Source organism: Bacteroides sp. 2_2_4, from assembly GCF_000157055.1.
In the GTDB taxonomy this organism is placed as follows: Bacteria; Bacteroidota; Bacteroidia; order Bacteroidales; family Bacteroidaceae; genus Bacteroides; species Bacteroides ovatus.
In genome coordinates this window covers 301,799-328,192 of record NZ_EQ973357.1, presented here as the reverse complement: position 1 = coordinate 328,192, position 26,394 = coordinate 301,799, and the positions used below count along the sequence as shown (strand labels likewise).

Genomic DNA, 26,394 nt, shown 5'->3' with positions numbered 1-26,394 from the left:
ATAAATTCCCATTTAACTGCTAAATTCCCATTTAACCGCAAAATTCCCATTTAACCGATAAATTCTCATTTAACCGATAATTTCTCATTTAACTGCAAAATTCCCATTTAATTAAGAACGGTACGGAAATGAGGTAAACTCATATAATTATAATTCAAAAAAACTTCCGTAAACATTCTCAAGTATACTTATCACTATGAGAAAAAATACTCATAGGTATGAGAAGAAATACTCATTATAATGAGAACTTTTTCTCATTGCAGTGAGAATATACCCTTGTCAGAATAGGCTGAAACAGTGCATTACTGTACCGGAAACGAGCTAATTTTAATTCAAAACCGAACATGAATGCTTGTCTACTTCCCACTATATTTACTTGGCTGCATCCCGAATTGTTTCTTGAACAATGAACTGAAATACTTCGTGTTGACAAATCCGGTTTCGGCGGCGACATCGGTTACGCTTTTACCTTCTTTCAGCAGTTCGGCAGCTTTTTGTAGCCGGATGATACGAATAAACTCTTGCGGCCCTTTTCCCGTCAGTGATTTAAGGCGACTGTAGAATAGTGTTCGGCTCATTGCCATTTCATGGCATAAGAGATTGATGTTGAAATCGGGTTCATCCAAATGTTCAAGAACAAACCGGGTAGCTTGCATGATAAACCGGCGATCACCCTCGGCCATTGTTTCGCTTGCTGTCGTTACGTTTTTGTTGTCGATACTTTCATTGTTTTCATTGCTTTCATTGTCGTCACGTTTGCCGCCCGCCTCTACTTGAGCGATGGCTTGCCGCATGAAAAACTGCCGTTGCCTGTTTCGATTGTCAATCAATCCTTGTACTTTCAATTTCAGTATCTCTGTACTGAATGGTTTGGGGATATAATCATCCGCGCCTTTCTTCAATCCTTCCACTATTGCTTCGTGGTTAGCCTTTGCCGTCAGCAGAACGACCGGAATACCTGATGTGTCAGGATTTTCCTTGACCATTCTGCAAAGCTCGTCACCCCGTATGCCGGGCATCATGACGTCGGAGAGGATGATATCCGGATATTCATTGGCGAGACAGGCGATAGCTTCGTGTCCGTCGGCAACATCAATCACCCGATAGAGGTGCTCAAAGGTCTGGCGGAGGTAGTGACGGAGAGTTTCGTGGTCTTCTACAATGAGCAATGTATTCCGGTCGTCCGGATCTTTTATTTTATCCGTTTCGTGGCTGTTATTATCCGATGTGCCGGCAAGGTGTTCGAGGGATGATTCGTGCGACACGGGTTCGGCTACGGTGGTGGTTCGCGGCAATGTTACGATGAAAGTAGTTCCCTTGCCCTCCTCGGAACAGAAAGTGATTTTTCCATGCAGCATCTTTACAATGCGCTGCACCTGCAACAGTCCGAATCCGGTTCCTTCTTCCTGTGACTGCCGGGCATTTTCGGCTCTGTAAATATCGGAGAAGATGTGCTTCTTCGCTTTCTTCGGTATGCCTATTCCGTTATCTTTCAACGAAAGGATGGCTTTGCGTTTCGTGGCTTTCAAATCCAGACTGATTTCTCCCTGGGGCATGGTGTATTTGCAGGCATTGGAAAGAAGATTGTCGAGTAACATCTCTATCAGGTGTTTGTCGGCTGAAACGAAAACGGATTCGTTGGGTTGGGTCAGATTCAGTGTCAACTGCTTCTTCTCGCAAAAAGACCGGAAGACGGAGACTTCTTTCAGCAAAACTTCATTCAGACAAAGCGGAACCGATGAAGAGGATGGCTTGTGGGCGTCTACCTTTTCAAATTCGAGCAACTGTGTGATGAGCGAATGGAGTTTTCGGGTACTTTCATGAGCCAGATTCAGGTAATAACGGGCTTTGTCCGAGAGATCCTGTTCCCGGTTCAAATCCTCCAGCGGTGCCATGATAAGCGTTACCGGCGTGCGAATGTCGTGCGCCGTGTCGATGAAGAAACGTATTTTGTCTTCGTCGTATTTCTTTTGGAGTTGGTTGCTCTTATAGCGCAGGATGAAATAGAAAACGAAGCCTATTATAAATAGGTAAATAGTCCAAGCCCACCACGAGTTCCACCATGGCTGGCTCACTTTCACTTCTAAGGTGCTTTCGGAGATTGTCTTTCCGTCGCTGCGCCGCAGGCTGCGCACCTTAAAAAGATAAGTGCCCGGCGATACCTTGGTGTAGGATGCCTTGCCCTCGGCAGACGGTTTGCTCCAGTCATTGTCATACCCCTCTAAAATATGCTGATAGACAATATCGCGCTGGAAACGATAGTTGATAGATTCAAAAGAAACGGTAAACGAGTTGTATTTATAGCCGAGCCGTACCGCACGGTCGGCAAGCATATCATGGATGGCGGGTCTCAACGATTCTTCTTCCTGGACGTTTTGATAATCAACCGTCAGTCCCGTGAAACGCAGGAGCGTCCAGTAGTCTACGGTTGAAATGTCGAGTGGCATGATAAAGACAGCACCATCCGTGCTGCCATACACGAACTCGCCGTTCATCAACCGGGCAAATGAGGATTTGTTATATTCCTTGTCTATATTGCCCGCATAGTTGAGGTTCGACACGCGCAGGCTGTCTATCAAGGCAATTCCTTTTCCGGTGCTGACCCACAAGCGTTTCTTGTCGTCTCGCTGCAAACTATATATATCGTTGGACGGCAATCCCTCTTGAACAGTGAAAGTCTTTACCGTCCGGTTTTTCATGTCATATAGATTCAATCCTCCCCCTTCGGTTCCCAGCCACACGGTTCCGTCGTCATTGAACAGCGTAGAGATGATATAAGCACTGACATTCTGATTGTGAAATTCCTGGGAATTGGCATAGTGCTGTATATTCCCTGTATGTTTGTCCACCAGGAAGAAACCATTGACGGTAGCCACCGCTACCCGGTTTCGGTCGATAGGTTCAATGGATTGTACCCAATTCACGTCGAAAGACCGTCTGCTGCCTTTTTCTTTTTCAAACATGATCAGGCATCCGTCCAGACCTCCTATCCATAAGTCTCCCTCCATGTCTTGTCTGACGGAGAAAATATAATTGGTGGTCAATTGCCCTTGTTGCTTGGTGAGATGGCGTAACACGCGTCCGTTGTTATCCAGTAGATACACTCCGTCTCCGTACGTTCCTACCCATACGTTCCCATTTCCGGATGTGCAAAGAGAAATGGTTACGATTTCTTTCAGCACGTGTTTCCAAGTGCCTGACAAGGTGTTTCGGATGCTGATTCCATCATCGGTAGCGAACCATTGGTTGCCATCCGGATTTTCTTCGATATCATTCACGTTGTTGCTGATGAGAGAATGGGTATTTCCCTTTTCGTGTGCTAATATCGAAATGGGATGTTTCAGCAGGATAGCCACGGATACGCCTCCCGTATAACTACCTATCCAGATGTTGCCCTGGTCGTCTCTGGTTACGGCATATATGCCGTTCCCGCGCAGGTAAGTATCTGTGTCATCTTTGGTATTCATCAGTAAACGGGCTTTCTTGGTGTCCTTGTCTATCGCATACACACCGCCACCGTCTACGCCTATGAGTATGGTATGTACATCATAGTCTGTAATTGCTCGTATCGGATGAAGGAACGTGCTCCCTTGTCCCTCCAGCGCAAGCACTTTGGAAGTGTCGAGGTTCATCACAGACAAACCGCTGCCAAATGTGCCTATCCAGAGTTCTTTTTTCGGTTTGTCGCAGAACAATGTTTGTACATTCCACCCCTCCAGCAGCTGGCGTTTCTTATCCGGCAGGGCGTGTGACAGTTGCCAGACTCCGTTAGAAGTACCCACAAAAAGCGACTCGCCGGCAAATGCGATGTCGTTGACATATTGTCCTTTCAGCACGGCAACTATACGATGGTCCGCTTCTTGCTTGTATAGTCCTTTATCCGCCCCCATCCACCAGGTTCCGTCACTATCCAAACAGAGTTTGTTCAAGATGACTTCTTCCTGAATCAATTGTCCCAGGTGGAGGACTTGCTCAAAATGATCCAGGATGGTGGAGTATCGGTAAATTCGTCCGGTATGGTCGTAGGCAAACAGTCCTTGTTGCGCGTCGTACAATAAGTAAAGCCTGCGTCCGGCAAGATCGCCATAATAAAAACTGCCCGGTAAATCATAGTTCTTTACCGTATGACCGTTGTATCTGTCTATTCCGGTTTTTGTAGCAATCCACATCGCACCGTCTCCATCCTCGACAATCGAAAAAACACGTTGACTACTAAGGCCTTCTGCATAGCCTACATGCCTGACATCGAACATCCGGTTGGTCAGTTCGGCTTTGACAGCCATATTTATCATTAGTAGTAAGGTGATAACAAGATTAAAACGAACCATATTCTTTTAATTGTTGACATTACAAAGATAAAGTTTCTTTAGAAAATCCCAACAGAATAGGGGTGTGAAATTAGAAGGAATATTCAGTAAATGTTCTTATGTAAAGTCAATTAGAAAATCAACAAGATTTATATTTCCGGGAATGGCAAGTTTCTTTCTTATTCGGTAACGGGCTGTTTCTACTCCACGAATAGTAAGATTGGTGAACTGCGCAATGTCTTTAGTTGACGTCCTCCCCTTTTACAGTGAACCGACGAATACGCTCTGTATAAATAGGGCTATTGATAAGTTTCATCTTTTTATAGTTGATATACAAAACAGATATGTCAGTTTTATTAAGCATAACTTATAAAGATGCTGGTTTTATTTGTTTTATTAAGTATAACTTATAACTCTATCCTAGTTGACGAAAGAGAAATAAAAAGAATGTGAGGTGCCCTAAATAGTAAGAGGCTGCCTCACATTGCTTTTAGTGACTGTCTTGGATTTATTTATTGGACCTCAAAACTCCCCTTCAACCGTATATCCTGTGAAGAAGCTCCCACCATAACCGAGAAACTTCCCGGCTCTACCGTGAACCGATTATTCTTGTCCCATAATCCCAAGTCTTGAGGAGTAAGGGTAAAGCTGACGGTTTGTTCTTCACCCGGTTGCAAATGAATACGTTCGAAACCACGCAATACTTTATCGTAGGTGGTAACGCTGCTGAAATCATCCCGGATATAAAGCTGGACTACTTCATCTCCTGCTTTCTTTCCTGTATTCTTCACAGTGCATGAAAGAGTGATATTTTCCTGCGGACCGATCACCGGTTTAGATATTTTCAAGTCTGAATATCCGAAGGTCGTATAGCTTAAACCATATCCGAAAGGATAAAGTGCACCGTCTACACGGACTTTCCCTTTAGAGTCAGAACCCGGCTTGAATGGGAATGCAAAAGGAATCTGTCCCACAGATTTCGGGAAAGTGACAGCCAGACGTCCTCCCGGATTATAGTCTCCGAAAAGAACTTTAGCGATGGCATCTCCCATAAATTCTCCGGGGAACCAGGCATGGATAATGGCAGGAATGTATTTGTTTGCCCAGTTGATGGTTGCTGCCCTTCCGTCCACCATCACTAGAACGACAGGTTTACCTGTTGCATAAACCGCTTCCAATAATTGTTGCTGTCGCCCGCAGAGGTCAAGATTGGTACGTGAAAACTCTTCCCGAACCGTTTTCTCATTTCCACCCAGTACAAGAATAGCGATATCCGAAGCTTTTGCTAATTCTACCGCTTCATGAATCATCGCCTGCTCTTGTGTATCTAATGGAACATTGTACAGTTCGCTCTCCGGGAAATACTTATCAATAATATCACAGCCTTTAGCATAGCGAACTTCCGAGTTAGGCAGATATTCTTTGATTCCCTGATATACAGTCTTAATAGACGCATTGGCAGGACCATATCTGCAAGTCAGCTCCTTCACTTCTTCCGCATTCGGACCAATCACAGCTATTTTTTTGAAGTTCTTGGATAACGGAAGCATCTGATTCTCATTCTTCAAAAGAACGACGGACTCCAAAGCGGCTTTCATAGATACTGCTTTATGAGCGTCATTGTGTACGACTGTCTCCGGACGACGGTCATCACCGGGATACGGATTATCAAAAAGCCCCATCATAAACTTGACACGCAGAATCTCACTGACGCGTTGATCGAGCGTATGCAAAGAGACTTTACCTTCGTCGATAGCACGACGCAACGGGAGAATGAAATCTTGCGGAGGAGTAAAGTTGGTACGGATATTCAATCCTGCATTGACCACTTGTGCCGCCATCTCTTCTTCAGTCGGGGTGATACGATGTTTGGTGTGCAGAAACTCTACCGCCTCACTATCCGATACTACATATCCTTTGAATCCCCATTGCTGACGCAGAATCTCCGTGAGGAAATGATAACTTCCGGAAACTGGCTCCCCGTCATAATCATTATACGAGCTCATCACTCCTAGAGCACCCGCTTCCTGAATACCTTTGCGGAAAGGTTCCAGATAAAGAGTCTTCATCTCACGTGGGGCCACGTGCGGATCCGTACGCGTACCTCCGTCGCGTCCACCGACCGGGATGCTATACACGGCGAAATGCTTGGGAGTAGCAACGATACCTTCGTTTTGCAGACCGAGAATCATCTGTTTTCCCAATTCGCCCGCCAGATACGGATCTTCTCCGTAACTTTCTACCACACGTCCCCAGCGAGGATCTTGTGCAATATCCAGAATAGGAGAATAAATATTGGTATATCCCAATGCTTTTGCCTCATTTGCAGTGACTTTCGCAATTTCCCGGATCAGTTTCTTGTTCCACGTGGCACCTTGCCCGCATTGAGCGGGAAACATGGTAGCCCGGTCGTGACATAATCCGCGTATTCCTTCATTGGTAAAGTCCACCGGAATACCCAGTCGTGTCTGTTCTACAAACCAGCGTTGAATGGTGTGTCGGTTCTTTACACTGTTGGCATACGGATAGGAGATTTCAGAACCGAATTTACCCAGTCCGTTCGCCTGCTCATCAATATTTCCGATACCGTCCTTCCAAATTTCCGCTAACCATCCGGCAGTAGGACACGCATCTTTCAATACCCGTCCCGAACCGTAGAGAGTAGCCATCTGACAGGTTTTCTCTTCCAGTGTCATTTGCGAAAGCAAATCCGCGATGCGGGCTTCGATAGGAGCGGAGGGATCCTCGTATACATCCTTTATACCGTTTTTATTGAAGTCGATCCAAGTCTTTTTGTATATGTCCTTTGAGTTGTTGCAGGATTTGTTATCAGTAGGTTTGTTGTTTGCCGAGATACTACCGGAGTAGATACTTCCGGCAGATACTAACAGGGCGAGACATAGCAGTTTCTTCATAATCTATTTTTTTTGCAAGAGTACTTATCTATTTTATTTATGTTGCAAGTATACAAAAAGAATTTGATATGAGAGGATAGAATAGTCTTTATAATCACCTTTACCCTCACAGCTGTAATGTCGATGGATAAAGAGATACAGGCAATGGTGAGGGTGTGAGGGTAAAAGTGAACTAAACTTTTGTTTAGAGAAATTAGTTTGGAAATACTCTACAATGCTTGTTGAATACTCTACTCAAGTATTGTCGAAAGCCGGAAAACCGCTTCATGGCTTTTCGTTGGCCCGCAGACCGAAAACTTTTCCTGTCATCTGATCGATACGTACTTGCCATACTTTGACATTACGTACCGCAGGATCGGAATAGTTGAACTCACTATCCGTGTAATGACGCATGATAATATCCAATGCACGGCGTTTCTCGTCTATCTCTTCGATGAATTCTACTTGCCCCCGACACATCGCGCTTTCTGCACGCATACTGTAACTGCAGGCTACCTTTTCGTGTTGGTAGACAAGTTTATGTCCAACGCTGAAAGTGATGCATACATTATTATTATGTTCCAGCATCTCCAACTTGCTGCCTTCAGGACCTGAATGAAGATATATGATGCCATTCTCATAACCGAAGTTCATCGGAACTACGTAGGGATTACCTTCCAAATCAGTAATGCCTACAAAACAGGCATCGCAATGGAGAATAATGGATTCGATTCGTTGTTTATCTTCAATAATGACAGTTTTCATAATGGCTGTTTGGCTTACCACAGAGGACACGGAGTACATGAAGTCTTTTTACTTCCTGATTTCTTAGTGTACTCTGTGGTGAATTTACTTTTCTATTAATTCAAAATCCAATTGTTTCTTTTCCAGATTAGCACGAGCTACCCGAACAGTAATAGCGTCTCCCAGACTGTATATTTTGTTTTTGCGGCGTCCGCGAAGACAATAGTTCTTCTCGTCGAATTCGTAGTAGTCATCATCCAGATCACGAACAGGGACCAGACCTTCACATTTGTTTTCGTTCAGTTCTACATAAAGTCCCCACTCGGTTACGCCGGAGATTACACCGTCGTAAATCTGCCCCAGACGTTCGCTCATAAATTCCACCTGTTTATATTTGATGGAAGCACGCTCGGCATTGGCTGCAATTTGTTCCATGTTCGAGCTGTGGTCGCAGAGGTCTTCGTACTTAGCTTCGGATACGCTGCGTCCTCCGTCCATATACTTCGTCACCAAACGGTGTACCATCATGTCCGGGAAACGGCGGATGGGAGAAGTAAAGTGAGTGTAATATTCGAATGCTAGTCCGTAGTGACCGATGTTATGGGTTGAGTAACGTGCTTTCTGCATGGCACGGATGGATACGGTTTCTATCAGGTTCTCTTCTTTCTTTCCGTGTATGTCGTCCAATAAATGGTTGATGGATTTTGAAATATCAGTCTTCGTTCCGCTTGTACGCACTTTGTAGCCGAAGCGGGCGATGAACTGTGACAAGTTCTCCAACTTCTCCGGATCGGGCAGGTCGTGGATACGGTAAGGAAGCACTTTGGCTTTCTTGTTCTTTGGCACACATCCTATCTTTTCTGCTACGGTCTTGTTAGCGAGCAACATGAATTCTTCCACCAGTTTATTGGCATCTTTTGACTCTTTGAAGTAAACGCTGATTGGTTTTCCTTTTTCGTCAATTTCGAACTTCACTTCGTAGCGGTCGAAGTTGATGGCTCCTGCAGAGAAGCGTTTTTCGCGCAGTGCTTTGGCAATCGTATCTAACGTGAGTACTTCTTCTTTGAAGTCTCCTTCTTTTGTTTCTATGATTTGTTGTGCCTCTTCGTAGGTGAAGCGACGGTCGGAGTTGATAACTGTATGTACGATACGTGAGTCTCTGACTTCTCCTTTTTCCGTAATATCGAAGATAACGGAGAAAGCTAGTTTTTCTTCGTTCGGGCGGAGTGAACAAATGAAGTTACACAGCCGTTCGGGAAGCATCGGGATGGTACGGTCTACCAGATAAACGGAAGTTGCCCGCTTTTCTGCTTCCTTGTCGATGATGCTGCCTTCTTTTACGTAATGTGTCACGTCGGCAATGTGTACGCCTACTTCCCACAATCCGTCTTTCAGTTTACGGATGGAAAGTGCGTCGTCAAAGTCTTTGGCATCTTTCGGGTCGATGGTGAAAGTTGTTACCTTACGGAAATCTTCGCGTTTGGCAATCTCTTCTGCTGAAATCTCGGCAGGAATCTTATCTGCTGCTGTCTCTACTGCTTTTGGATATACATACGGCAGACCGAATTCCGCAAGAATTGCGTGCATCTCTGTGGTATTGTCACCGGCCTGACCTAATATATCTATTACTTGTCCGATAGGATTCTTTGCCTTGTCCGGCCATTCGGTTACTTTCACAATGGCTTTATCTCCGGTCTTTCCGCCTTTCAGCTTATCTTTTGGGATGAAAATATCATTGGCTAATGTACGGTTCTCTGTCACCAGGAATGCGTATGACTTAGCTACTTCCAGTGTGCCGACGAATGTATCGTTGGCGCGTTCCAATATTTCGATGACTTCTCCTTCGGCCTCTCTGTTCTTCCGTTTGGCATAGAAGGTGATCTTTACCTTATCGTTATTCATCGCATGTGCGGAATTGCGTTCGGCTACAAATATCGGCTCGCCTCCTCCTTCAGGAATAAAGGAATTCTTGCCATTGCTTTTCCGTTGGAAAGTGCCTACCATCTCTGTTCCATGATTGGTGAGACGGAATTTTCCTTTTTCTATTTCAGAAATATAATCGTCAGCTAAAAGGTCATGTAATATATCGACGCATAACATTTTTTGCGGATGGGTAGTGAGACGCAGTTCCGAAAATATGTATTTCATACTCAAGGTCTCGCTGGATTTGGCATGGAAAAAGTCTATTAATAATGCTGCCAGCTCTTTCTTACTCATTCTTTTGCCGGCCTTTTTCTCTTTCTTTTCTTTCTTTTTTGCCATATTATATGGAATTTATTAGTAGTTCAATCATTGATAGGATACAAAGTAAACAAATTTTTGGTTAGTTTGTTGTCAAGGTCTGTTTATTTTTTGATTTGCTTTTTTTTCTGTGAAGTATTAAGTCGATAGAGAAATATTGCTTGATTATTTATAAACAGAAAAAGAGGCATGTCATCCCGACACACCTCTATGTATACTTAAGAGAGATTTATATTATTAAATTAGTCTTTTATACAGCGTATAGGAAAACCACGTTTGGGGGTTATTCCATATTTAGAATAAGTTATTCCATAGCTATTATTACTAAAAGTAATATTTCCTGCTCCTTGGCTTTGCATTTCTGTGGTCCAGAAATCAGCACCACTTTCTGACCAGCCAAAGCTTCCTGTTTGATAGCATTGCCCGGAAGGAATAACTGTAAGTCCGTAAGTATTACGAGGTCCATTTGCCAAGTCAGGGTTCATGTCGGAGTTTCCGGAAGCACCCCATCCTTCAAGACCTGCTAATGCTGACCAAACATTCTTGCAATTTGGATCAGAGTGTTTGTCTCCAAAATCATCTTCCCATACATCTCCTTCAACAGGGGGTAATTGTTCAGCTACAAAATTTTCTAATATTTTCCACTCTGCTTTACTAGGTAGGTGCCATCCACTTGGACAGATTCCTTGTACTCCACTTGGTACAGCATCTGCGTCCTTCCCTTCTTCATTTTCTTTATTCATTGCAGCATACCAATTATATAGAACTCCATATGTTTTGTATGTTTCAGTATTTTTTGCGGCATTTACATCTTCACCATCGTAGTCATAAACGAAATAAAGAGGTTCTCCTTCGCAAGTAGCGGCAGCGGCAGGTTTATTTACTTTAGGTAAATAAGCCAGATTTTCAGCCATCCATGTCTGTTCACCGATTTCTACGGTTTTGTATACATGGTTATCACGTGAATCAACCATTTCCCCTTCGCCTGGTTCAGGAGTGGGTTCCGGCTTTGTCAGAGTGATGTTAACTTCACTTGTAGCCATTGTTCCTTGATCACCTTTGACGGTTAATTCAATTTTTAATGCTCCTTCAGCTTGGTTAGCTTCAAATGTATAATCATAGCTAAAAGGCACAGCAGTAACTTCTGATATAGCTTTGCCTCCTACTTTTAATGTGACGTTTGAGATTTCACCAGAGTCAATCGTAGCTTCTCCTTTGATTGTCATTTTTTCTGCAATGTTTACCATAGCTCCTTCAGCAGGTGCAGATATGGAGCATGTTACATGTTGCTCGGGAGTAGGGTCGTTGTTGTCGTCACCACAAGCAATTAGTCCTAAGACTGCGAATAAAAAGAATCCAAATTTTTTCATAAATGTATTTATATTTAGTGAGTAATAATATAATCGTTAGTCTTTGATACAACGGACAGGAAGACCTACTCCCGGATTGAATTCTGCATTGGTTACAAATGTGTGGAGGTCTGACCATAAACGTACGGTGATACCGAATTCAGGTCCCATTTGTACTCCGGCTGTCGAACTCCACCAGCCGGCACTGTAGCAGGTATGCATCCAATCTTCGTCACCTGCACATGCACGGAATCCGATGGGTAAACCGTTGAACAAGGTTGCATTATTCTTTTCCATTTCTACGCCAACCCAAGTTGGTTGAGGTTCTATTTCTGTATATTCTGGCAGCATCCACATTGTTGTTGAAGCTAAAGCTTTTGCTATGGCTGTTTCGTCTACTTGACCATCACTCATGATAGCGGCCATGCCGGAGTCTAAAACATATTTAGATAATGTCTGCCATTCTTTTTGCGACGGAATATGCCATCCGTCAGGACAAACACCTTTTATATTTCGTGTTTCATCTTCTCCTAATGCTGTTTCACCTTGAAGTGCTGCAGGTAAGTTATAGTAGGCTCCATAAGCTTTTAAATAAGCTTTTCCCAAGTCTGTTTTGATATCACTGTCGAACATGACATAATATTTGGGCGCTGTTGAAGATATATCAAAATTCTGTTCCGGTAAATAGCGTAAATTTTCTGCCATCCATAACTGGTCTGCAAGTTGTACCGTCTTGTATACATTTCCATCACGTGTATCTGTGAGGTCTTCTCCGATTTGAGGTGGTGCAGGTCTGTCACCGAGTTCTGTTGTGACAGTAATAGTTGCCAAAGCACTGCCTTCATGATCTCCTTTGACTGCTAATTCAATTTTCAACTCTCCTGGTTCAGCTTCCTTGGGGAAAGTGTATTCATAGTAGAATGGAACCGAACTTATGTCGGTAATAACTTCTCCTCCTACTTTAAGTTCAGCGGAGATAATTTTACCATAGTTAGTCGTTCCTTCTCCTCTGATAATCAGTTTGTCTGATATTATAACGGTTTCTCCGTTAGTCGGCATAAATATCTCACAGCTTACCTGTTGGTCCGGAAGTATTTCTCCTCCTCCGCTTGCGGTGCTGTTGTCATCTTTACAGCTTGCACCAAGTAATCCTAATGCCACGATAAAGCTAGTTAATAGTATCTTTTTCATATGTTATTGGATTATGTCTTCTTTAAATAGAATACAATTAATAAAAATGGACAGATTGTCTATAACTTTCTGTAGTTTTGCATCTTCATATACCCGGAAAACAAAACCGAAAGGATCACTTTCTTTTATTCCGGAAAAAGCGAAAACGAATGTTCCGTCTGTTAACATTACGGGGCCTAATGAGATTGTTACAGAAGGATCTTTTACATAATATAGGTCAGAGCTAAGAATTTCGAATGAGAGATATAAATTGTCCTCGAAGACTCCTAGGTTTTGACCGGCCCCAAAAGCCAGGCAATTGTCTATGGCTTTTGCTTTCAGTTTGTAAGGCAATCCGGTTAGAATGTTTGAAAGCAGGTATGTTCCGTCTTCCTGTTTCTCAATGGTGACATCTTTCAAACCGTAATTCATTTGCCCGTCTGAAAACATACCTTGCCATGTTCCGGTAAGCTCGTCAACATCATATTGTATTACCTGATAAGAAGCCGATCTGTCTTTTGCTGCCACATTGACAATAGCTCCTCTCATTTTTCCGGAGGTATTTTCTTTTACCTTGAAATTTATTCCCTTCGCATTCTGTTCAAATGACAACCATTCTTGAGCTTCTGCGGGTATGTCTATTGTATAATCGAAAGAACTTTGTAGTTTTATTGGCAGAGTAGCTGCTTTATTGTCGGTACGGAGCATCCATTCGTCTTTGCCGAAGATGAAAACAGCTCCGGATTGATTGATGTTGAATGCTTCTGTCTCTACTCCGTTACTGATTGTCAATAAAGCATTTCTACCGGAGTACCCGGTATTTTCTTTTACTTCGAATACCACTTCATTAGGATTTACTTCTTTCAGCACACACCAATCGACGTCAACATCTGCTGTTATATTTCCTGTTGACTGAAGTTGTATGTATCCTTTTCCGCCGGTAGCTTGGAAATTAGTATTTACAGCTTTGATTTCTAACTTGGATTCGCTGCTTTCCGTATCATTGCATCCCGCTATTGCTACGCTGCAAAGTACAAATAAGAATATATTAAAAAGCTTTCTCATAATCGTATTAATTACTTTCGTTTTCTTTTACCATTAAGATTGAGTTATACCAGCTCCAGTAACCCATTAGTCCGGAGGTTGAATATTCATCAGATGAATAAGCCCAGATTATCAATGATGTAATTTCCTGGCTTGCTTTATCCGCAAAGTAAAAAGTGAAAGGGTTGCTGTTTGTCGTCACATTTACCAATCCGTTGCGTAGGCGTGATGGCAGACTTAATTCTGTGTGGGCATAGCCTTCCACACCTGCCGCGCACGCAAAGTAATAAGACGATGAAGAAGTCGAACTTATACTTTGTGAATCTAAAACTAGTTTTCCGCTGGCTTTGTCATACTGGAGGGTGAAGTTGAATCCGCCAATACTTTTCAGTGTATAACTTTCTCCTCTGACTTTAGGAGAGATGGTTACAGATTGCGAAGTTGGCCCTTCGTCATAATCGTCAATCGTTGCAGTGTAGGTACCGATATAGTCTTCATATTGTAGATAGTTTTCGGGATAATATTCTTTAAGTACGATGTCAGTTGCTCCTGCGTCGGTACAAACAAATAGTCTGGACTTTCTATCCCATTTGAAGTTTTGGACTTCAAGTCCGTTGACATTGTACGGGGATTGTAACTTTAATCCTTTTTCTGTGTAGATATAGGGTAAACTTCTTGCACTACTATAATCGGCGCTGTAAGCGGAGAATGTAGCCATTGTGCCATTGTTGCGTATAAAGTAATTCAGTACTTGTCCGCCTTTCTCCATGCGGTATGTATTTAGAAAAGCATCTTTCTCAATGTTAATGATATCTTCAATCTGAATACGCCATGGTATATCTTTGGGCATAGGCGTCATCTCCATTATGTTTTTGTATTTTTTTCCTTGCAGAATTACTTTGTCGGGAGTTGCGCTCATTATAATAAACTCGTAATCCCCTCCTAGGTTCATGTTCAGGCCTAAAGGACCTGAAAACATATGGATCAGTGGGTTGTATGAATCGAAAGTGAGCATTGTGCTTTGTTCCGATTTTACTTGATACAGAGAGGTTATTATAGTTCCCGGTTTATAGCTTTCTGCGCCTGTTTCCGAAGCCATTTCTACCTGCTTCCCGTCAAATTTCATTAGTAAAGTGACTGCACCTGCAGAATAGTTGCTTCCTATGTAATATTCCAGTTTCCAGCCGTTCGGCACATCTTTAAGAATCTCCTGGCATTTGATTACATCGGCTGTGGCTCTATTGGCAGATGATTCGTCGAATATTTCTTCTTCGGAGAAAAGACAAGATTGCAAAACAATGCAGGCCAATGCCAGAAGTGTGTATATGGATAGATATTTCTTCATAATTTTCATATTTTATTCAATAATACTTAAGTCTACATAGCCGTTTGCTATGTCATCCTGGCGTCGTAGAACAATCTCGCGTAATTCGTCCAGATTGATTCCCCAGGTTTGTTCCATATAACTATAGACTATTTCGAATTTCTGCTTTATGAGTGCACGGCCGTTTTCACCGGCATTTTGCAGCATGTTATTCCAGTAGTCTTTGGTATTTGTGACATACACTGCGATGTTCTCCACAAAATCTTCACGTGATTCACTCATTGCATAAGGAGTGACAAATCCTTGTTGCCATGCATTGCGGTCGGCTCCCACCATATACCAGTCGCTACCGATGTAGGCATTTTCCGTAATACGGTCAAAGGCCGGATCGTAGTTTTTAGTTTGATGCAGAATATGTGCGAACTCATGGTGCATTGTCTGGAAATAGTAGTCGTTTAACAGGTTAATATCTATTTGGTCGGGATTGATGTCATTTACATTGTATAATGTAATTTTCATGCCGCCTTCAGCTGTTCCTAATACCATAGTTCCATTGTCTTCATAGGCGGGGGAACCGATAAAGTGGATTGTCTTAGGAATATATTGGCGTAAGAAGTTCGGATTACCTGTTGCTTCATCGTATGCTTCCAGCCACACATGTTTGATAATTTTAGCCAGTACCACAGACTTTTTGTATTCGGCAGGTGCTAATATGTGTGTCATGTCGCTCTCGTTATCTTCCATGCGATATTTTAATGCAATGTTGTATGGATGGGTATAATTGCCTAATATCCATTTGTCGAATGGGTTACGATCTACTTCTTCTGTGGAGAAAATGCTGTTTGCTTTGTCTACGTCTTCGTCATTGTTGCAAGCACCCAGTCCACAGGTCAATGTCATGATTAAACTGTATATGATATATTTCTTCATATTTTTTTCCTCCTAAAGTTATTTAGTCATTTCTTGGATTTGGTTGCATACCTGCTGTAATGACACTGGCCGGTAGCTGAATTGCACGTCTGGGGTCATTCGTGTCCATCTTGTCGGTGATATTCACCAAGGTATAACCTTCATAATAGCGGCGGTAGATTATAATGCCATAGCGTTTTATATCTTGCCATCTAAGCCCCTCTTCTAAGGTTAGCAGACGTCTTGCATGTAGAATACAATGTATTAGATTCTCCTGCATTCCTTTTTCTACTACAAAATCCGGATGCAATTCCTTTTTTACTGTCGGAGCTTCCGGTGTGTAATATTTTAGTCGGGCATAAAAATCATTGATTGTCTCCTTGGTCAAAGTTTGGGTGTTTTTTGTAAAGGCTTTCTGCCAGGCATCTATATCAGCGGCAGCTTCGTCATAACGTTTTAGTAACGTGTAGGCTTCAGCCCGGCAAAGCAATGCTTCGTCGGTGGTAAAAGCAGGATACAGCATATAGCCGATCCAACTGTTGCCCGACGTGAATTGCTGATAGATAACTAAGCGGCGGAATCCGTTCTTTATAGAGCCACCGGGTGAAAATGGGATCTGATGATAACTTGACTGATCTCCCCATGGACCTTCGGATTTACAACTTTCCGAAGCAGTAATATTGTTCATGCAATACCTTTCGCAGTTGGCATAACCCGGATCGGAAACCAATGGCCAATATGAAGCTGCTGATATTACCATTAGATTGGCACGGTTATCTGCATCTACATAAGCGTTCGGCTGTATATTCTTGTTGGGAGATAAAGCTCCTAATGCAGCCCAGTCACGTAAATATTGGGACGCATTATTACCGAGTACTATATTGGCATAATTGATAACTTTCTGACAGTTGGAAAAATCCGGTTGTGTATAATATAGATAAAAGCGGGCTGCAAATGCATAAGCGGCCTTCTTATTAAAATGATATTTTACCCGTGAGTAAATATTGTCATCAATTAAAGGCAGTCCTTCTTCTAAATCGGCTGCAATATTTTCGTATACTTCAGCAACTGTTCCGCGTGAGTATTGTGGATTTACAGATGTTTCCGGTTCTTTTATGTAAGGTATACCCAAGTCTTTGTCTCCATTTGTACCATACGCTTTGCAGAATGTGGTAGCTAATACAAAATGATTGTATGCACGGCATATCAAAGCTTCGCCTTTTTGGGCTGATAATGATTGAGGATTTCCCATCTGCTCAATAGCCGCCAAGGCTTGGTTGGCTGATGCAATCGAGTTATAACAGTCATTCCATAAAGCATGAGGAGAGTCCTGATTTTCTTCAGTCGTTTGTTGCCAACGGTACAAATGTTCGTTTAATCGGAAAAGGTAGCTGTATGCTCTGCTATTTTCATCGATATTGTCACTGTAAAATTCTCCTATGTGGCAGTTGGTAGTCATAGGATATGCAGATACCAGAACTTTAGTAATACTTTCTTCAGTAGTCAATTCGGTTCGGTTATCCGGCATTTCATCTAAAAAGTCACTACAGGAAGTTGTTCCCAAGCATAGAGCTGAAATGAGTGTTGTATATAAGACGTTTCTGTATTTCATCATTTTTATAATTATCTGAATGGTTAAAATCCTAATCTAAGAGTCAATGTAAACTGACGAGGTACAGGGGAAGCTACTCCACCGGTATTGAAGAATTCCGGGTCCTGTCCGTTGAGTTTTTTATCTGCATAAATCAGGAATAAATTGGTAGCCTGAAGTTTCAAAGATAAATTAGATATCTTTGCTGGTGCAATCCATGATTGGGGGAAGTCATAGGACAAGGATATTTCCTTCATACGGATAAAGTCTCCCTTGGCAATTCGTTCTGTAGAATAATTGTAGGCATTATATGCATACATTAAATCTTTATTATCTTCATATTGGCGTTTCGAGATAATAGCGGGGATATTCGTGCGTTTCTCATCACCCGGCACTGTCCAGCGATTCTTGAATTCGCGTGGCATAGAAGATAAGTCACTGTATTGATAGCTGAAACATGGATTCAAACGTACTACATTACCAAATGAATAGGTGATGAATACATTCAGTTTGAATGCTTTATAAGTGAAAATATTACCAAAACTTCCTGTTATGGTAGGATCAGTAGGACCTTCATATTTTAGGTAGTCTATGTTGTCACGTGTCTGAAAATCAATATCGGTACTGGTTATTTTTCCATTGATATTATACATCGGGATACCATTTGAATTTAGGCCGACAAATGGAATGGAAAACAAACCACGTACCGGGTAACCCTGACGGGCAAAACCGTAACCTGAAACTAAATCCATTACGCTGGAACGGGCATTCAGTTCTGTAACTTCATTTTTTGCTTTGGAAAAGATGAAGTCTGTATGCCATGAGAAGTCTTTCGATTGGATATTCTTGCTTGAGATGGTGAATTCAATACCATGTGACTTCATGGAGGCTATATTGGCATATTTATAAATAGAACCACCTACTCCTTGTGTCGGAGTTATACCAATCAGGTCATAGTTGTTGCGTTTATACCAGTCGATTGAGAAATTGATCCGGTTGTTTAAGAATCCCATATCAGCACCGATGTTTAATTCATGCTTCTTTTCGTAAGTCAATTCGCTATTTTCGGGGTCGGATACATAAAGTCCGGTTTCCTGTCCGCTGGTGAAAGGGCGAAATGGTGAATAGCTGGTGATTATGGCATGTGAATTTGTTACATATTCCGGACCTCTGTCGGCAGTTAAAGAGTAGGATGCTTTGAATGTCAAATGTGACAGCACGGAGCTGAGTGTTTCGAAGAAATTTTCTTCATGTACATTCCATGCTCCTGAAATATTCCATGTAGGTAACCAGCGGGAAGAACGGCTTTTTCCCATGCGGTTGGTGCCTTCATAGCGGAATGTTCCGTTTACTGTATAACGGCCATCATACGAATAGGTTGCATTGGCAAAACCTGCTACACTCCTTGTTGTGGTATGGTTTAATCCATAATAATTTTCACCGGACTCAATACCTTTCTTGAAAAATTCATATACGTACGATGGAATTTCGCCCATTGTATATTGCATTCCCCATCCTTGAAAATAATTCTGCATGCGTTTTAAATCATTCACCTCCATACCAGCGAAAAGATTGGTTATATGCTTTTCTGCAAATAAATGATTCCAGGATGCTGTGGCACGAAAGTCTACTCCCAGCATGCGATAGTCCTTACGCTGGTAAATACCGCCTTCCGGCAGTATGCTGATGGGTAAAGCATAAGGATTGTCGGGGTTGGTGTAGAGTAAATTATTGTTGTCACGAATAGTGGCGTCATCCATTCCTGTGCGATATGCTGTTGCCTGATTCGAGTGGTCTTTAATATTATGTTCTTGCGAAGAAGCTTGATATCTGACTGCTCCTAATGCGCTAAGCTCTAATTCTGGAAGTGCTTTCCATTTTACTTCTCCTTGGAATTTAACGTCAACTACGTTTAAGTCCATATAATTGTTATCCAATTCATGAAGGATATTGAATGGTGCGTAGTTAGCTGTATAGTTGACTGCCGGATCCAATGCGCGTGATGTGTTTAGTGCATACGAATATGGATTGATGTCAAATTGACGGGTGACTTCTCCACTAGCTGCATTCACTTCAGAACTCAGTGTTCCGGGCGCTTTCTGCTTACGGTAGGAAGCACTGGATATTAAATTTATAGATAAATTCTTATATATATTATATGTTGTATTTAAATTAGCTGTATAGCGTTTTACTTCACTTTGCTTGTACCACCCCGGGTCTGACATGGCACTTAATGAAGCATAGAATGAAGATTTTTCTGTTCCGGAAGTGATACTGACAGAATGATTTTGTGTGATATTGTTGGAAAATAAAGTATCAAACCAGTCGGTATTTCTCATTTCCGCTTCACGCAGGTAAGCGTTACGTGCTTCCGGAGTGTTGGCAAGTCCGAATTGTCCTGTAACCGGATTGTATTGATTGATTAACTGATACATACGTCCATACACTCCGCTATCTTTTGCACGGTAAGTATCGCTATTGTTGAGCCATCCTTTTTGTTCCATTTCTTTATAGATTCCCATTTGTTCCTGTGAATTCATGATATTGAATTCTTTATAACTGGGAATCATACGAGTTGTAAATTCACCGGTATAGCTGATTTTGCTGACACCGGCTTTTCCCTTTTTGGTGGTTACTACAATAACCCCTGCCATGGCTCGCGCACCGTAGATAGAGGTTGCTGATCCGTCTTTCAATATTTGAAAGCTTTCAATATCATCTGAATTCAATCCGGCAATAGCTGAACTAATCAATGTTTCGGCATCTCCTGAAGATAAGTCATCCGGACCTACGTCGATAGCATCTTCCATGATGACTCCATCTACCACCCATAGTGGCTTTGAACTACCGAAAATAGATGTAGCACCACGTACCCGGATTTTTGGGGCGGTACCAAATGTGCCGGAAACATTTTGTACAGATACGCCTGCGGCACGTCCTTCAAGTCCCCGGCTGATATCAGGCAAACCATCTAGTTTGACCTCATCTGCGGACAATTGTTTGGTTGCTCCTGTAAACAGACGTTTGTCCATTTTCTGCATACCTGTTACTACTACTTCAGATAATGTTTGTACATCAGGCATTAATGTAACATTCATATTTGGAGCAGGAGTCAGGTCTTGCGGTTTCATTCCTATATAGGAAAATTGTAACAGGGATTTATTGGATACATTTTCTATCGAGAATTTTCCATCTATATCCGTTAATACACCGGACTTACTTCCTTTGATGACAACGGTTGCACCAATGAGCGGCTGTCCGTCATCACCGGAAATAACCACTCCTTTCACATTGAATACTTTCGCCTGTTTGGAAGGACCTTTGATAGTAATTGTGATAAATTGGTCTTCAATATGATATTCCAGTGGCTTATTGGCTAAGATTATATCGAGAGTCTGCTCTATACTCTTATCCTTGACGGAGCCAGAAACGGTGAATTTCTTGACATCGTCATACGTAAACAGGATCTTATATCCGGATAGTTTTTCTAAACGTTTTAGTACGGACGGCAACCGTTCGTTGCTAATTTCAATCGTGATTTTCTTTTGCGATTGCACCTGAGCATTTACTTGGTAGGGTCGGAAACATAATACGCATAGAAAACACACAATAAGTAGGTTCCAATTATTTCTCATACGTTTGTCTTTAATAACACTATTTGAACATGTTTATATAACTAGTGCGTATGAGAAGAAAAAATGGATACCCCTTTTGCGATTTATTTTTTAATAAAAGTGATATTTTGTTGTATTTTGCATAGATTAGTTATACTTATGCAATAAAAATCTAGTCTACAGTAAGCGTATTGCCTTGCAAGGTGACTGTCACTTTTTTCATTCTATTAAGTAATGAGATCGTATGTTCCAGGTCTTTGGTACGATCGGATATAAAGTGCATTTTATACTCCATCGCTTCTTTGTTTCTGAACTCTATGTTTACATTGTACCAACGTCCCAAATTTTGCATAATATCTTTCAATGTGACATTGTCAAAGTAGAAATAGCCGTCTTTCCAATAAACATAGGAGTCTAGATCTACTTCTGCCAGGATAAAGTTGCCATCAGATTGCAGATGTGCATCTTCTCCCGGATATAGTCTGGTATATGATCCTCCTTTGGTATTGCTGACTTCTACTTTTCCATTAATAAGCACTACATGAGTATCTTCAGGAGTATAGCTGCGTATATTAAATTCAGTACCGAGAACGCGGGTTTGTACAGTTTTGGTTTTTACGATAAAAGGTCGCTCCGGATCTTTGGCCACTTTAAAATAAGCCTCACCTTCTAAAGTGACGATACGTTCGTCGCCAATAAAGGCCGTTGGATAGACAAAGTTACTATTGGCATTGAGCCAGACCTCCGTGCCGTCACATAACACTACCTTGAAACTTTCACCGCGTGGAACAGTGAGTACATGTGTTTGAGTGGTCGTTGAAATGACTTGCCTGTAATCCAATTCTTTCTTTTCGGACTTTGAGATCATTTTCTGTGGTAAGGTTTGATTGTTTGATTGCGGTTCGTCTAATACAATCTTTTCTCCGTTATCTTTTTGCAGAGTGATATGTTGAGGGGCAGCATCAGCAGTAAATACTGTGATTGGTTCCAGGGCAGGGGTCGTCAGGGTATTGATAAGATAGTAAGTTCCAAATAGAACGGCAATCATGGCGGCTATTCCCATACTTACTTTCCAGAAGTTGGAACGCATTCTTGCCGTGTATTGTTTTTTCTTGAATCGTTCTAGCTCCATCTCTATATTGGGTAGTTCCATTCCACTTTTTTGTTGTAGGAAGAGGCTGCTATCCATGATGTCGCGACAAGCCTGCAGGGTTTCTTCATCTTTAAGCATTTCCTGCAGTTGTTCGACGTTTATTTCTGAAGAGCTCTCCATAATGTCGAGTGCCTTCTCTACAGATTTATCTGTACTATCTATATTGTCAATATCTTTATTCATCACTGTTCGACTGTATCATACTTATTTATATTACGTTTAATCATAAAATAAAGACACCTGCTTTATGATTTTTTTGCACATTCTTCACGTATCACCTGTAATGCTTTCACAATATGCTTCCTGACTGCACTGACACTAATATTTAATTCCTCTGCCACTTCCTGATATTTTTTGCGTTGAATATAACATTCTTCTAAAATATGCCTGGTATGTGGAGTCAGTTTTTCCATCGCCTTACTGATATGTATCATTCTTTCATCCTGCTCCTGATACTCCGTCTCAACATAACTTTTGGTCAGTTCGGAATAGATTTGTACGTATTGTTCGTGTGTATTCTGATGCCGCAGGAAATCAATGCTTTTGTTGCGAACGTAGACATATAGATAAGATTTAGCTGTGGCTTTATCTATTTTAGCATAATTGGCCCAAATAAATTCGAAGGCGTCGCTGACGATATCTTTGCTAGCCTCCATATTATTAATCAAATGAAATGCGTAATAATAAAGTTGAGGATAGTACTCTTTAAAAAGAAAATCAAAATCGGCCTTATCTTCCACGTGCTTTAAAAGTGTTGAATAGTAAATAAATCGCGTTGCAAATAAACAAATAATAATTGAGAAAAGCAAAATGGCTTTTATTTTATATTTATCGTATCTTTGTGGCATCATATTTTTTGAATCAATATTCATGTAGAACCAGGGAAGTAATAATGGAGAGTGTTTTAATTACAGGTGCAAGTGGTTTTATAGGAAGTTTCATCGTGGAGGAAGCGTTGAAACGAAAGTTTGGTGTGTGGGCCGGAATTCGCCCCACGAGTAGCAAGCGGTATTTAAAGAACCGGAAAATTCACTTTCTGGAACTGGACTTTGCACATCCCAATGAGCTTCGCGCCCAACTCTCCGGGCATAAAGGTACTTACAGCAAATTTGATTATATCATCCATTGCGCCGGTGTGACAAAGTGTTCTGATAAAAAGACCTTTGATTATGTGAATTATCTTCAGACTAAATATTTTATAGACACGCTGAAGGAATTGAATATGGTTCCGAAGCAGTTTATATATATTAGCACGTTGAGTGTATTCGGACCTGTACGTGAGAAGGATTATACTCCGATAAGCGGAGAAGATACTCCGATGCCTAATACGGCTTATGGATTGAGTAAATTGAAAGCGGAATTATATATTCAGAGTATTCCCGGTTTTCCTTATGTCATTTATCGTCCTACGGGAGTCTATGGTCCCCGTGAGTCAGACTATTTCCTGATGGCCAAGTCCATTCAGAAGCATGTAGACTTTTCGGTCGGTTTTCGACGCCAGGACTTGACTTTTGTTTATGTGAAGGACATTGTGCAGGCGATTTTTCTGGGAATGGAGAAAAAAGTGGTTCAAAAGGCGTATTTCCTGACAGATGGGAAAATCTATAAAAGTCGTGCCTTTTCGGATCTGATACAAAAAGAATTGGGCAATCCGTTTGTTCTTCACTTGAAATGTCCATTAATTGTGCTAAAAGTTATATCTTTGTTCGCTGAATTCATTGCTACACGTTCCGGGAGGAGCAGTACCCTGAATTCGGATAAATATAAGATAATGAAACAACGCAACTGGCAATGCGACATATCCCCGGTAATGAAAGAACTTGGGTATGTACCCGAATATGATTTGGAAAAGGGAGTTCGTGAAACCATTGCCTGGTATAAAAATGAAGGATGGCTTTAGACTTATTTAAGCGCATAGAAACCCGGAAAGGGTTGTTTGCTGTGGAAAAGATTACACTGATTTATAATCTGTTGACTTCCATATTGATTCTATTCCTGTTTCAGCGAATGGATCATCCATGGCACATGTTGCTGGATAGGGCTATGATCGCGGCGATGACCTTTTTGTTGATGTATCTTTATCGTCTTGCCCCCTGTAAGTTTTCAGCGTTTGTGCGCATTGTTATCCAGATGAGTCTATTGTCTTACTGGTATCCGGATACTTTCGAGTTCAATCGTTTCTTTCCGAATTTAGACCATGTATTTGCAACTGCCGAGGAGTTTATTTTCAATGGTCAGCCTGCTATCTGGTTTTGCCATACGTTTCCGCACCTTATCGTCAGTGAAGCATTTAATATGGGATATTTCTTTTATTATCCGATGATGCTGATTGTGGCATTGTTTTATTTCATTTATAAGTTTGAGTGGTTCGAAAAGATGTCTTTTGTTCTCGTCACTTCCTTCTTTATCTATTATCTGATTTATATATTCGTTCCTGTCGCGGGGCCTCAATTCTATTTCCCTGCCATCGGGATTGATAATGTATCTAAAGGTATTTTCCCTGCTATCGGTGACTATTTCAATCATAATCAGGAATTACTTCCCGGACCGGGTTATCAGCATGGATTCTTTTATAGCTTAGTGGAAGGCTCACAGCAGGTAGGCGAACGTCCTACGGCAGCATTCCCCAGTTCACACGTCGGTATTTCTACTATTTTGATGATTATGGCATGGCGTGGCAGCAAGAAATTGTTTGCTTGTCTGATACCTTTCTATATGTTGCTTTGCGGGGCTACCGTATATATTCAGGCACATTATGTGATTGATGCCATTGTAGGGTTTTTCTCTGCATTCCTATTGTATGTGGTTGTGACCTGGATGTTTAAGAAGTGGTTTGCACAACCGATGTTTAAGTAGAAAATTGGAATATACTTCTGTATTTTGAAACAGGTAATCTCCATCCGCAGGAATCAGAGTTTGCGGATGAAGATTATGATCTATAGTAGATTAAACTTCCGGATTCTCTTTACGTTGGGAAGTGATTTCTTCAAATATGCGGAAAAGCTCTTCCTTTGTTTCTGCCCGTAACATGGCAATACGCGTATTACGGAAATTAGGGATTCCTTTGAATAATGGGCTCGCAGCCAGATGACGACGTACGTGCAGAATACCTCTGCGCTCATCAAGTAGATTTACGCTGTCGACCACTTCCTGGCGAAGCACTTCCATGCACCAGTCGAAACTTAGCGGTGGTAATTCTTCACCAGTCTCCAGATAGTGTTTCACTTCTTTGAATATCCATGGACGACCAAAGCTGGCACGACCAATCATGACAGCATCTACTCCATAACGGTCAAAACACTCTTTGCAGCGTTCAGGCGTCGTCACGTCACCATTACCGATAATAGGAATATGCATCCGTGGATTATTCTTCACTTCGCCTATTAATGTCCAGTCTGCTTCTCCGGTATACATTTGTGCACGGGTGCGGCCATGTATAGTCAGTGCAGCAATACCACAATCCTGTAGCTGTTCTGCTAGCTCTACAATTACTTTGTTGTTAGCATCCCATCCCAGGCGGGTCTTGACCGTTACGGGGATTTTCACCGCATCTACTACCGCACGGGTGATCTCCAGCATCTTGGGGATATTCTGTAACATACCTGCTCCTGCTCCTTTTCCGGCTACTCTTTTTACCGGGCATCCGAAATTGATATCCAGAATATCAGGTTGTGCCTGTTCCACAATCTTGGCAGCTTCCACCATCGTTTCCGTATCTTTCCCGTATATCTGGATGGCAACGGGACGTTCGGCATCACTGATACTTAGTTTCTGCGCAGTCTTGCTGACAGCGCGAATCAGCGCATCGCTCGACACAAATTCGGTGTATGCCATATCTGCTCCGAACCTCTTGCACATCAGGCGGAAAGCCGGATCGGTCACATCCTCCATCGGAGCAAGTAAGATGGGATATTTACCCAAATCTATTTGGCCTATCTTCATATATGAATCTGATATTTACTGTTTATGATTGAAGTAACTTCTTGTTTTCGCTGCAAAAATACGGAAAAAAGCCTACCTTTGTACGCATTCATTTGCTTAACTGATACAAATA

16 protein-coding genes and 1 pseudogene are annotated in these 26,394 nt (G+C 41.9%); 2 read left to right on the top strand and 15 right to left on the bottom strand.

The window, feature by feature from the left end:
• Positions 1-356: 356 nt before the first annotated feature.
• The 14 genes and pseudogenes from BSCG_RS20175 to BSCG_RS20235 form a co-directional block, all read right to left on the bottom strand.
• The gene (locus BSCG_RS20175; protein ID WP_008775286.1) at positions 357-4,328 is read right to left on the bottom strand and encodes a hybrid sensor histidine kinase/response regulator transcription factor; all 3,972 of its coding nucleotides are present in this window, start codon (positions 4,326-4,328) and stop codon (positions 357-359) included.
• A 96-nt stretch (positions 4,329-4,424) separates the two neighbouring features.
• Positions 4,425-4,556: pseudogene (locus BSCG_RS30865) on the bottom strand (helix-turn-helix transcriptional regulator); the annotation flags it as partial.
• A gap of 263 nt (positions 4,557-4,819) precedes the next feature.
• On the bottom strand, positions 4,820-7,222 hold the full coding sequence (locus BSCG_RS20180) for a glycoside hydrolase family 3 N-terminal domain-containing protein (RefSeq protein WP_032849378.1): 2,403 nt from the start codon (positions 7,220-7,222) through the stop codon (positions 4,820-4,822).
• A 264-nt stretch (positions 7,223-7,486) separates the two neighbouring features.
• The gene (locus BSCG_RS20185; RefSeq protein WP_008775284.1) at positions 7,487-7,966 is read right to left on the bottom strand and encodes a pyridoxamine 5'-phosphate oxidase family protein; all 480 of its coding nucleotides are present in this window, start codon (positions 7,964-7,966) and stop codon (positions 7,487-7,489) included.
• Positions 7,967-8,050: 84 nt separating this feature from the next.
• Positions 8,051-10,207, bottom strand: coding sequence for a ribonuclease R (rnr, locus tag BSCG_RS20190; RefSeq protein WP_004298552.1), 2,157 nt, complete (start codon positions 10,205-10,207; stop codon positions 8,051-8,053).
• 221 nt (positions 10,208-10,428) lie between these two features.
• Positions 10,429-11,556, bottom strand: a complete 1,128-nt coding sequence (locus BSCG_RS20195) for an FISUMP domain-containing protein (RefSeq protein ID WP_008775283.1) — start codon at positions 11,554-11,556, stop codon at positions 10,429-10,431.
• Positions 11,557-11,592: 36 nt separating this feature from the next.
• Positions 11,593-12,726: a fibrobacter succinogenes major paralogous domain-containing protein gene (locus BSCG_RS20200; RefSeq protein ID WP_008770520.1), complete on the bottom strand. Its 1,134-nt coding sequence runs from the start codon at positions 12,724-12,726 to the stop codon at positions 11,593-11,595.
• Between the two features lie 3 nt (positions 12,727-12,729).
• Positions 12,730-13,770: a BACON domain-containing protein gene (locus BSCG_RS20205; protein ID WP_004317014.1), complete on the bottom strand. Its 1,041-nt coding sequence runs from the start codon at positions 13,768-13,770 to the stop codon at positions 12,730-12,732.
• 7 nt (positions 13,771-13,777) lie between these two features.
• Positions 13,778-15,094, bottom strand: a complete 1,317-nt coding sequence (locus BSCG_RS20210; protein ID WP_004317015.1) for a DUF4302 domain-containing protein — start codon at positions 15,092-15,094, stop codon at positions 13,778-13,780.
• 12 nt (positions 15,095-15,106) lie between these two features.
• Positions 15,107-16,003, bottom strand: a complete 897-nt coding sequence (locus tag BSCG_RS20215; RefSeq protein ID WP_004317016.1) for a putative zinc-binding metallopeptidase — start codon at positions 16,001-16,003, stop codon at positions 15,107-15,109.
• A 22-nt stretch (positions 16,004-16,025) separates the two neighbouring features.
• A complete protein-coding gene (locus BSCG_RS20220; RefSeq protein WP_004317017.1) occupies positions 16,026-17,594 on the bottom strand; it encodes a RagB/SusD family nutrient uptake outer membrane protein in 1,569 nt (522 codons plus the stop codon).
• A gap of 23 nt (positions 17,595-17,617) precedes the next feature.
• Positions 17,618-21,208, bottom strand: coding sequence for a SusC/RagA family TonB-linked outer membrane protein (locus BSCG_RS20225; protein ID WP_032849377.1), 3,591 nt, complete (start codon positions 21,206-21,208; stop codon positions 17,618-17,620).
• Between the two features lie 151 nt (positions 21,209-21,359).
• On the bottom strand, positions 21,360-22,523 hold the full coding sequence (locus tag BSCG_RS20230) for a FecR family protein (RefSeq protein ID WP_004322945.1): 1,164 nt from the start codon (positions 22,521-22,523) through the stop codon (positions 21,360-21,362).
• A gap of 62 nt (positions 22,524-22,585) precedes the next feature.
• On the bottom strand, positions 22,586-23,188 hold the full coding sequence (locus BSCG_RS20235) for an RNA polymerase sigma-70 factor (protein WP_083793650.1): 603 nt from the start codon (positions 23,186-23,188) through the stop codon (positions 22,586-22,588).
• A 44-nt stretch (positions 23,189-23,232) separates the two neighbouring features.
• Here BSCG_RS20235 and BSCG_RS20240 point away from each other — a divergent pair, with 44 nt between their 5' ends.
• Both BSCG_RS20240 and BSCG_RS20245 read left to right on the top strand, forming a co-directional pair.
• Positions 23,233-24,240, top strand: a complete 1,008-nt coding sequence (locus BSCG_RS20240) for an NAD-dependent epimerase/dehydratase family protein (protein ID WP_004322948.1) — start codon at positions 23,233-23,235, stop codon at positions 24,238-24,240.
• A complete protein-coding gene (locus BSCG_RS20245; protein ID WP_008775279.1) occupies positions 24,231-25,196 on the top strand; it encodes a phosphatase PAP2 family protein in 966 nt (321 codons plus the stop codon). Before BSCG_RS20240 ends, BSCG_RS20245 begins: the two co-directional genes overlap by 10 nt.
• 90 nt (positions 25,197-25,286) lie before the next feature.
• Here the strand turns inward: BSCG_RS20245 and dusB are convergent, their stop codons facing one another.
• On the bottom strand, positions 25,287-26,282 hold the full coding sequence (gene dusB, locus BSCG_RS20250; RefSeq protein ID WP_008775278.1) for a tRNA dihydrouridine synthase DusB: 996 nt from the start codon (positions 26,280-26,282) through the stop codon (positions 25,287-25,289).
• Positions 26,283-26,394: the final 112 nt, after the last annotated feature.

Coding starts and splice junctions, on each gene's coding strand:
- BSCG_RS20175 (WP_008775286.1), bottom strand. CDS start 4,328: ATGGTTCGTTTTAATCTTGTTATCACCTTACTACTAATGATAAATATG.
- BSCG_RS20180 (WP_032849378.1), bottom strand. CDS start 7,222: ATGAAGAAACTGCTATGTCTCGCCCTGTTAGTATCTGCCGGAAGTATC.
- BSCG_RS20185 (WP_008775284.1), bottom strand. CDS start 7,966: ATGAAAACTGTCATTATTGAAGATAAACAACGAATCGAATCCATTATT.
- rnr (WP_004298552.1), bottom strand. CDS start 10,207: ATGGCAAAAAAGAAAGAAAAGAAAGAGAAAAAGGCCGGCAAAAGAATG.
- BSCG_RS20195 (WP_008775283.1), bottom strand. CDS start 11,556: ATGAAAAAATTTGGATTCTTTTTATTCGCAGTCTTAGGACTAATTGCT.
- BSCG_RS20200 (WP_008770520.1), bottom strand. CDS start 12,726: ATGAAAAAGATACTATTAACTAGCTTTATCGTGGCATTAGGATTACTT.
- BSCG_RS20205 (WP_004317014.1), bottom strand. CDS start 13,770: ATGAGAAAGCTTTTTAATATATTCTTATTTGTACTTTGCAGCGTAGCA.
- BSCG_RS20210 (WP_004317015.1), bottom strand. CDS start 15,094: ATGAAGAAATATCTATCCATATACACACTTCTGGCATTGGCCTGCATT.
- BSCG_RS20215 (WP_004317016.1), bottom strand. CDS start 16,003: ATGAAGAAATATATCATATACAGTTTAATCATGACATTGACCTGTGGA.
- BSCG_RS20220 (WP_004317017.1), bottom strand. CDS start 17,594: ATGAAATACAGAAACGTCTTATATACAACACTCATTTCAGCTCTATGC.
- BSCG_RS20225 (WP_032849377.1), bottom strand. CDS start 21,208: ATGAGAAATAATTGGAACCTACTTATTGTGTGTTTTCTATGCGTATTA.
- BSCG_RS20230 (WP_004322945.1), bottom strand. CDS start 22,523: ATGAATAAAGATATTGACAATATAGATAGTACAGATAAATCTGTAGAG.
- BSCG_RS20235 (WP_083793650.1), bottom strand. CDS start 23,188: ATGCCACAAAGATACGATAAATATAAAATAAAAGCCATTTTGCTTTTC.
- BSCG_RS20240 (WP_004322948.1), top strand. CDS start 23,233: ATGGAGAGTGTTTTAATTACAGGTGCAAGTGGTTTTATAGGAAGTTTC.
- BSCG_RS20245 (WP_008775279.1), top strand. CDS start 24,231: ATGGCTTTAGACTTATTTAAGCGCATAGAAACCCGGAAAGGGTTGTTT.
- dusB (WP_008775278.1), bottom strand. CDS start 26,282: ATGAAGATAGGCCAAATAGATTTGGGTAAATATCCCATCTTACTTGCT.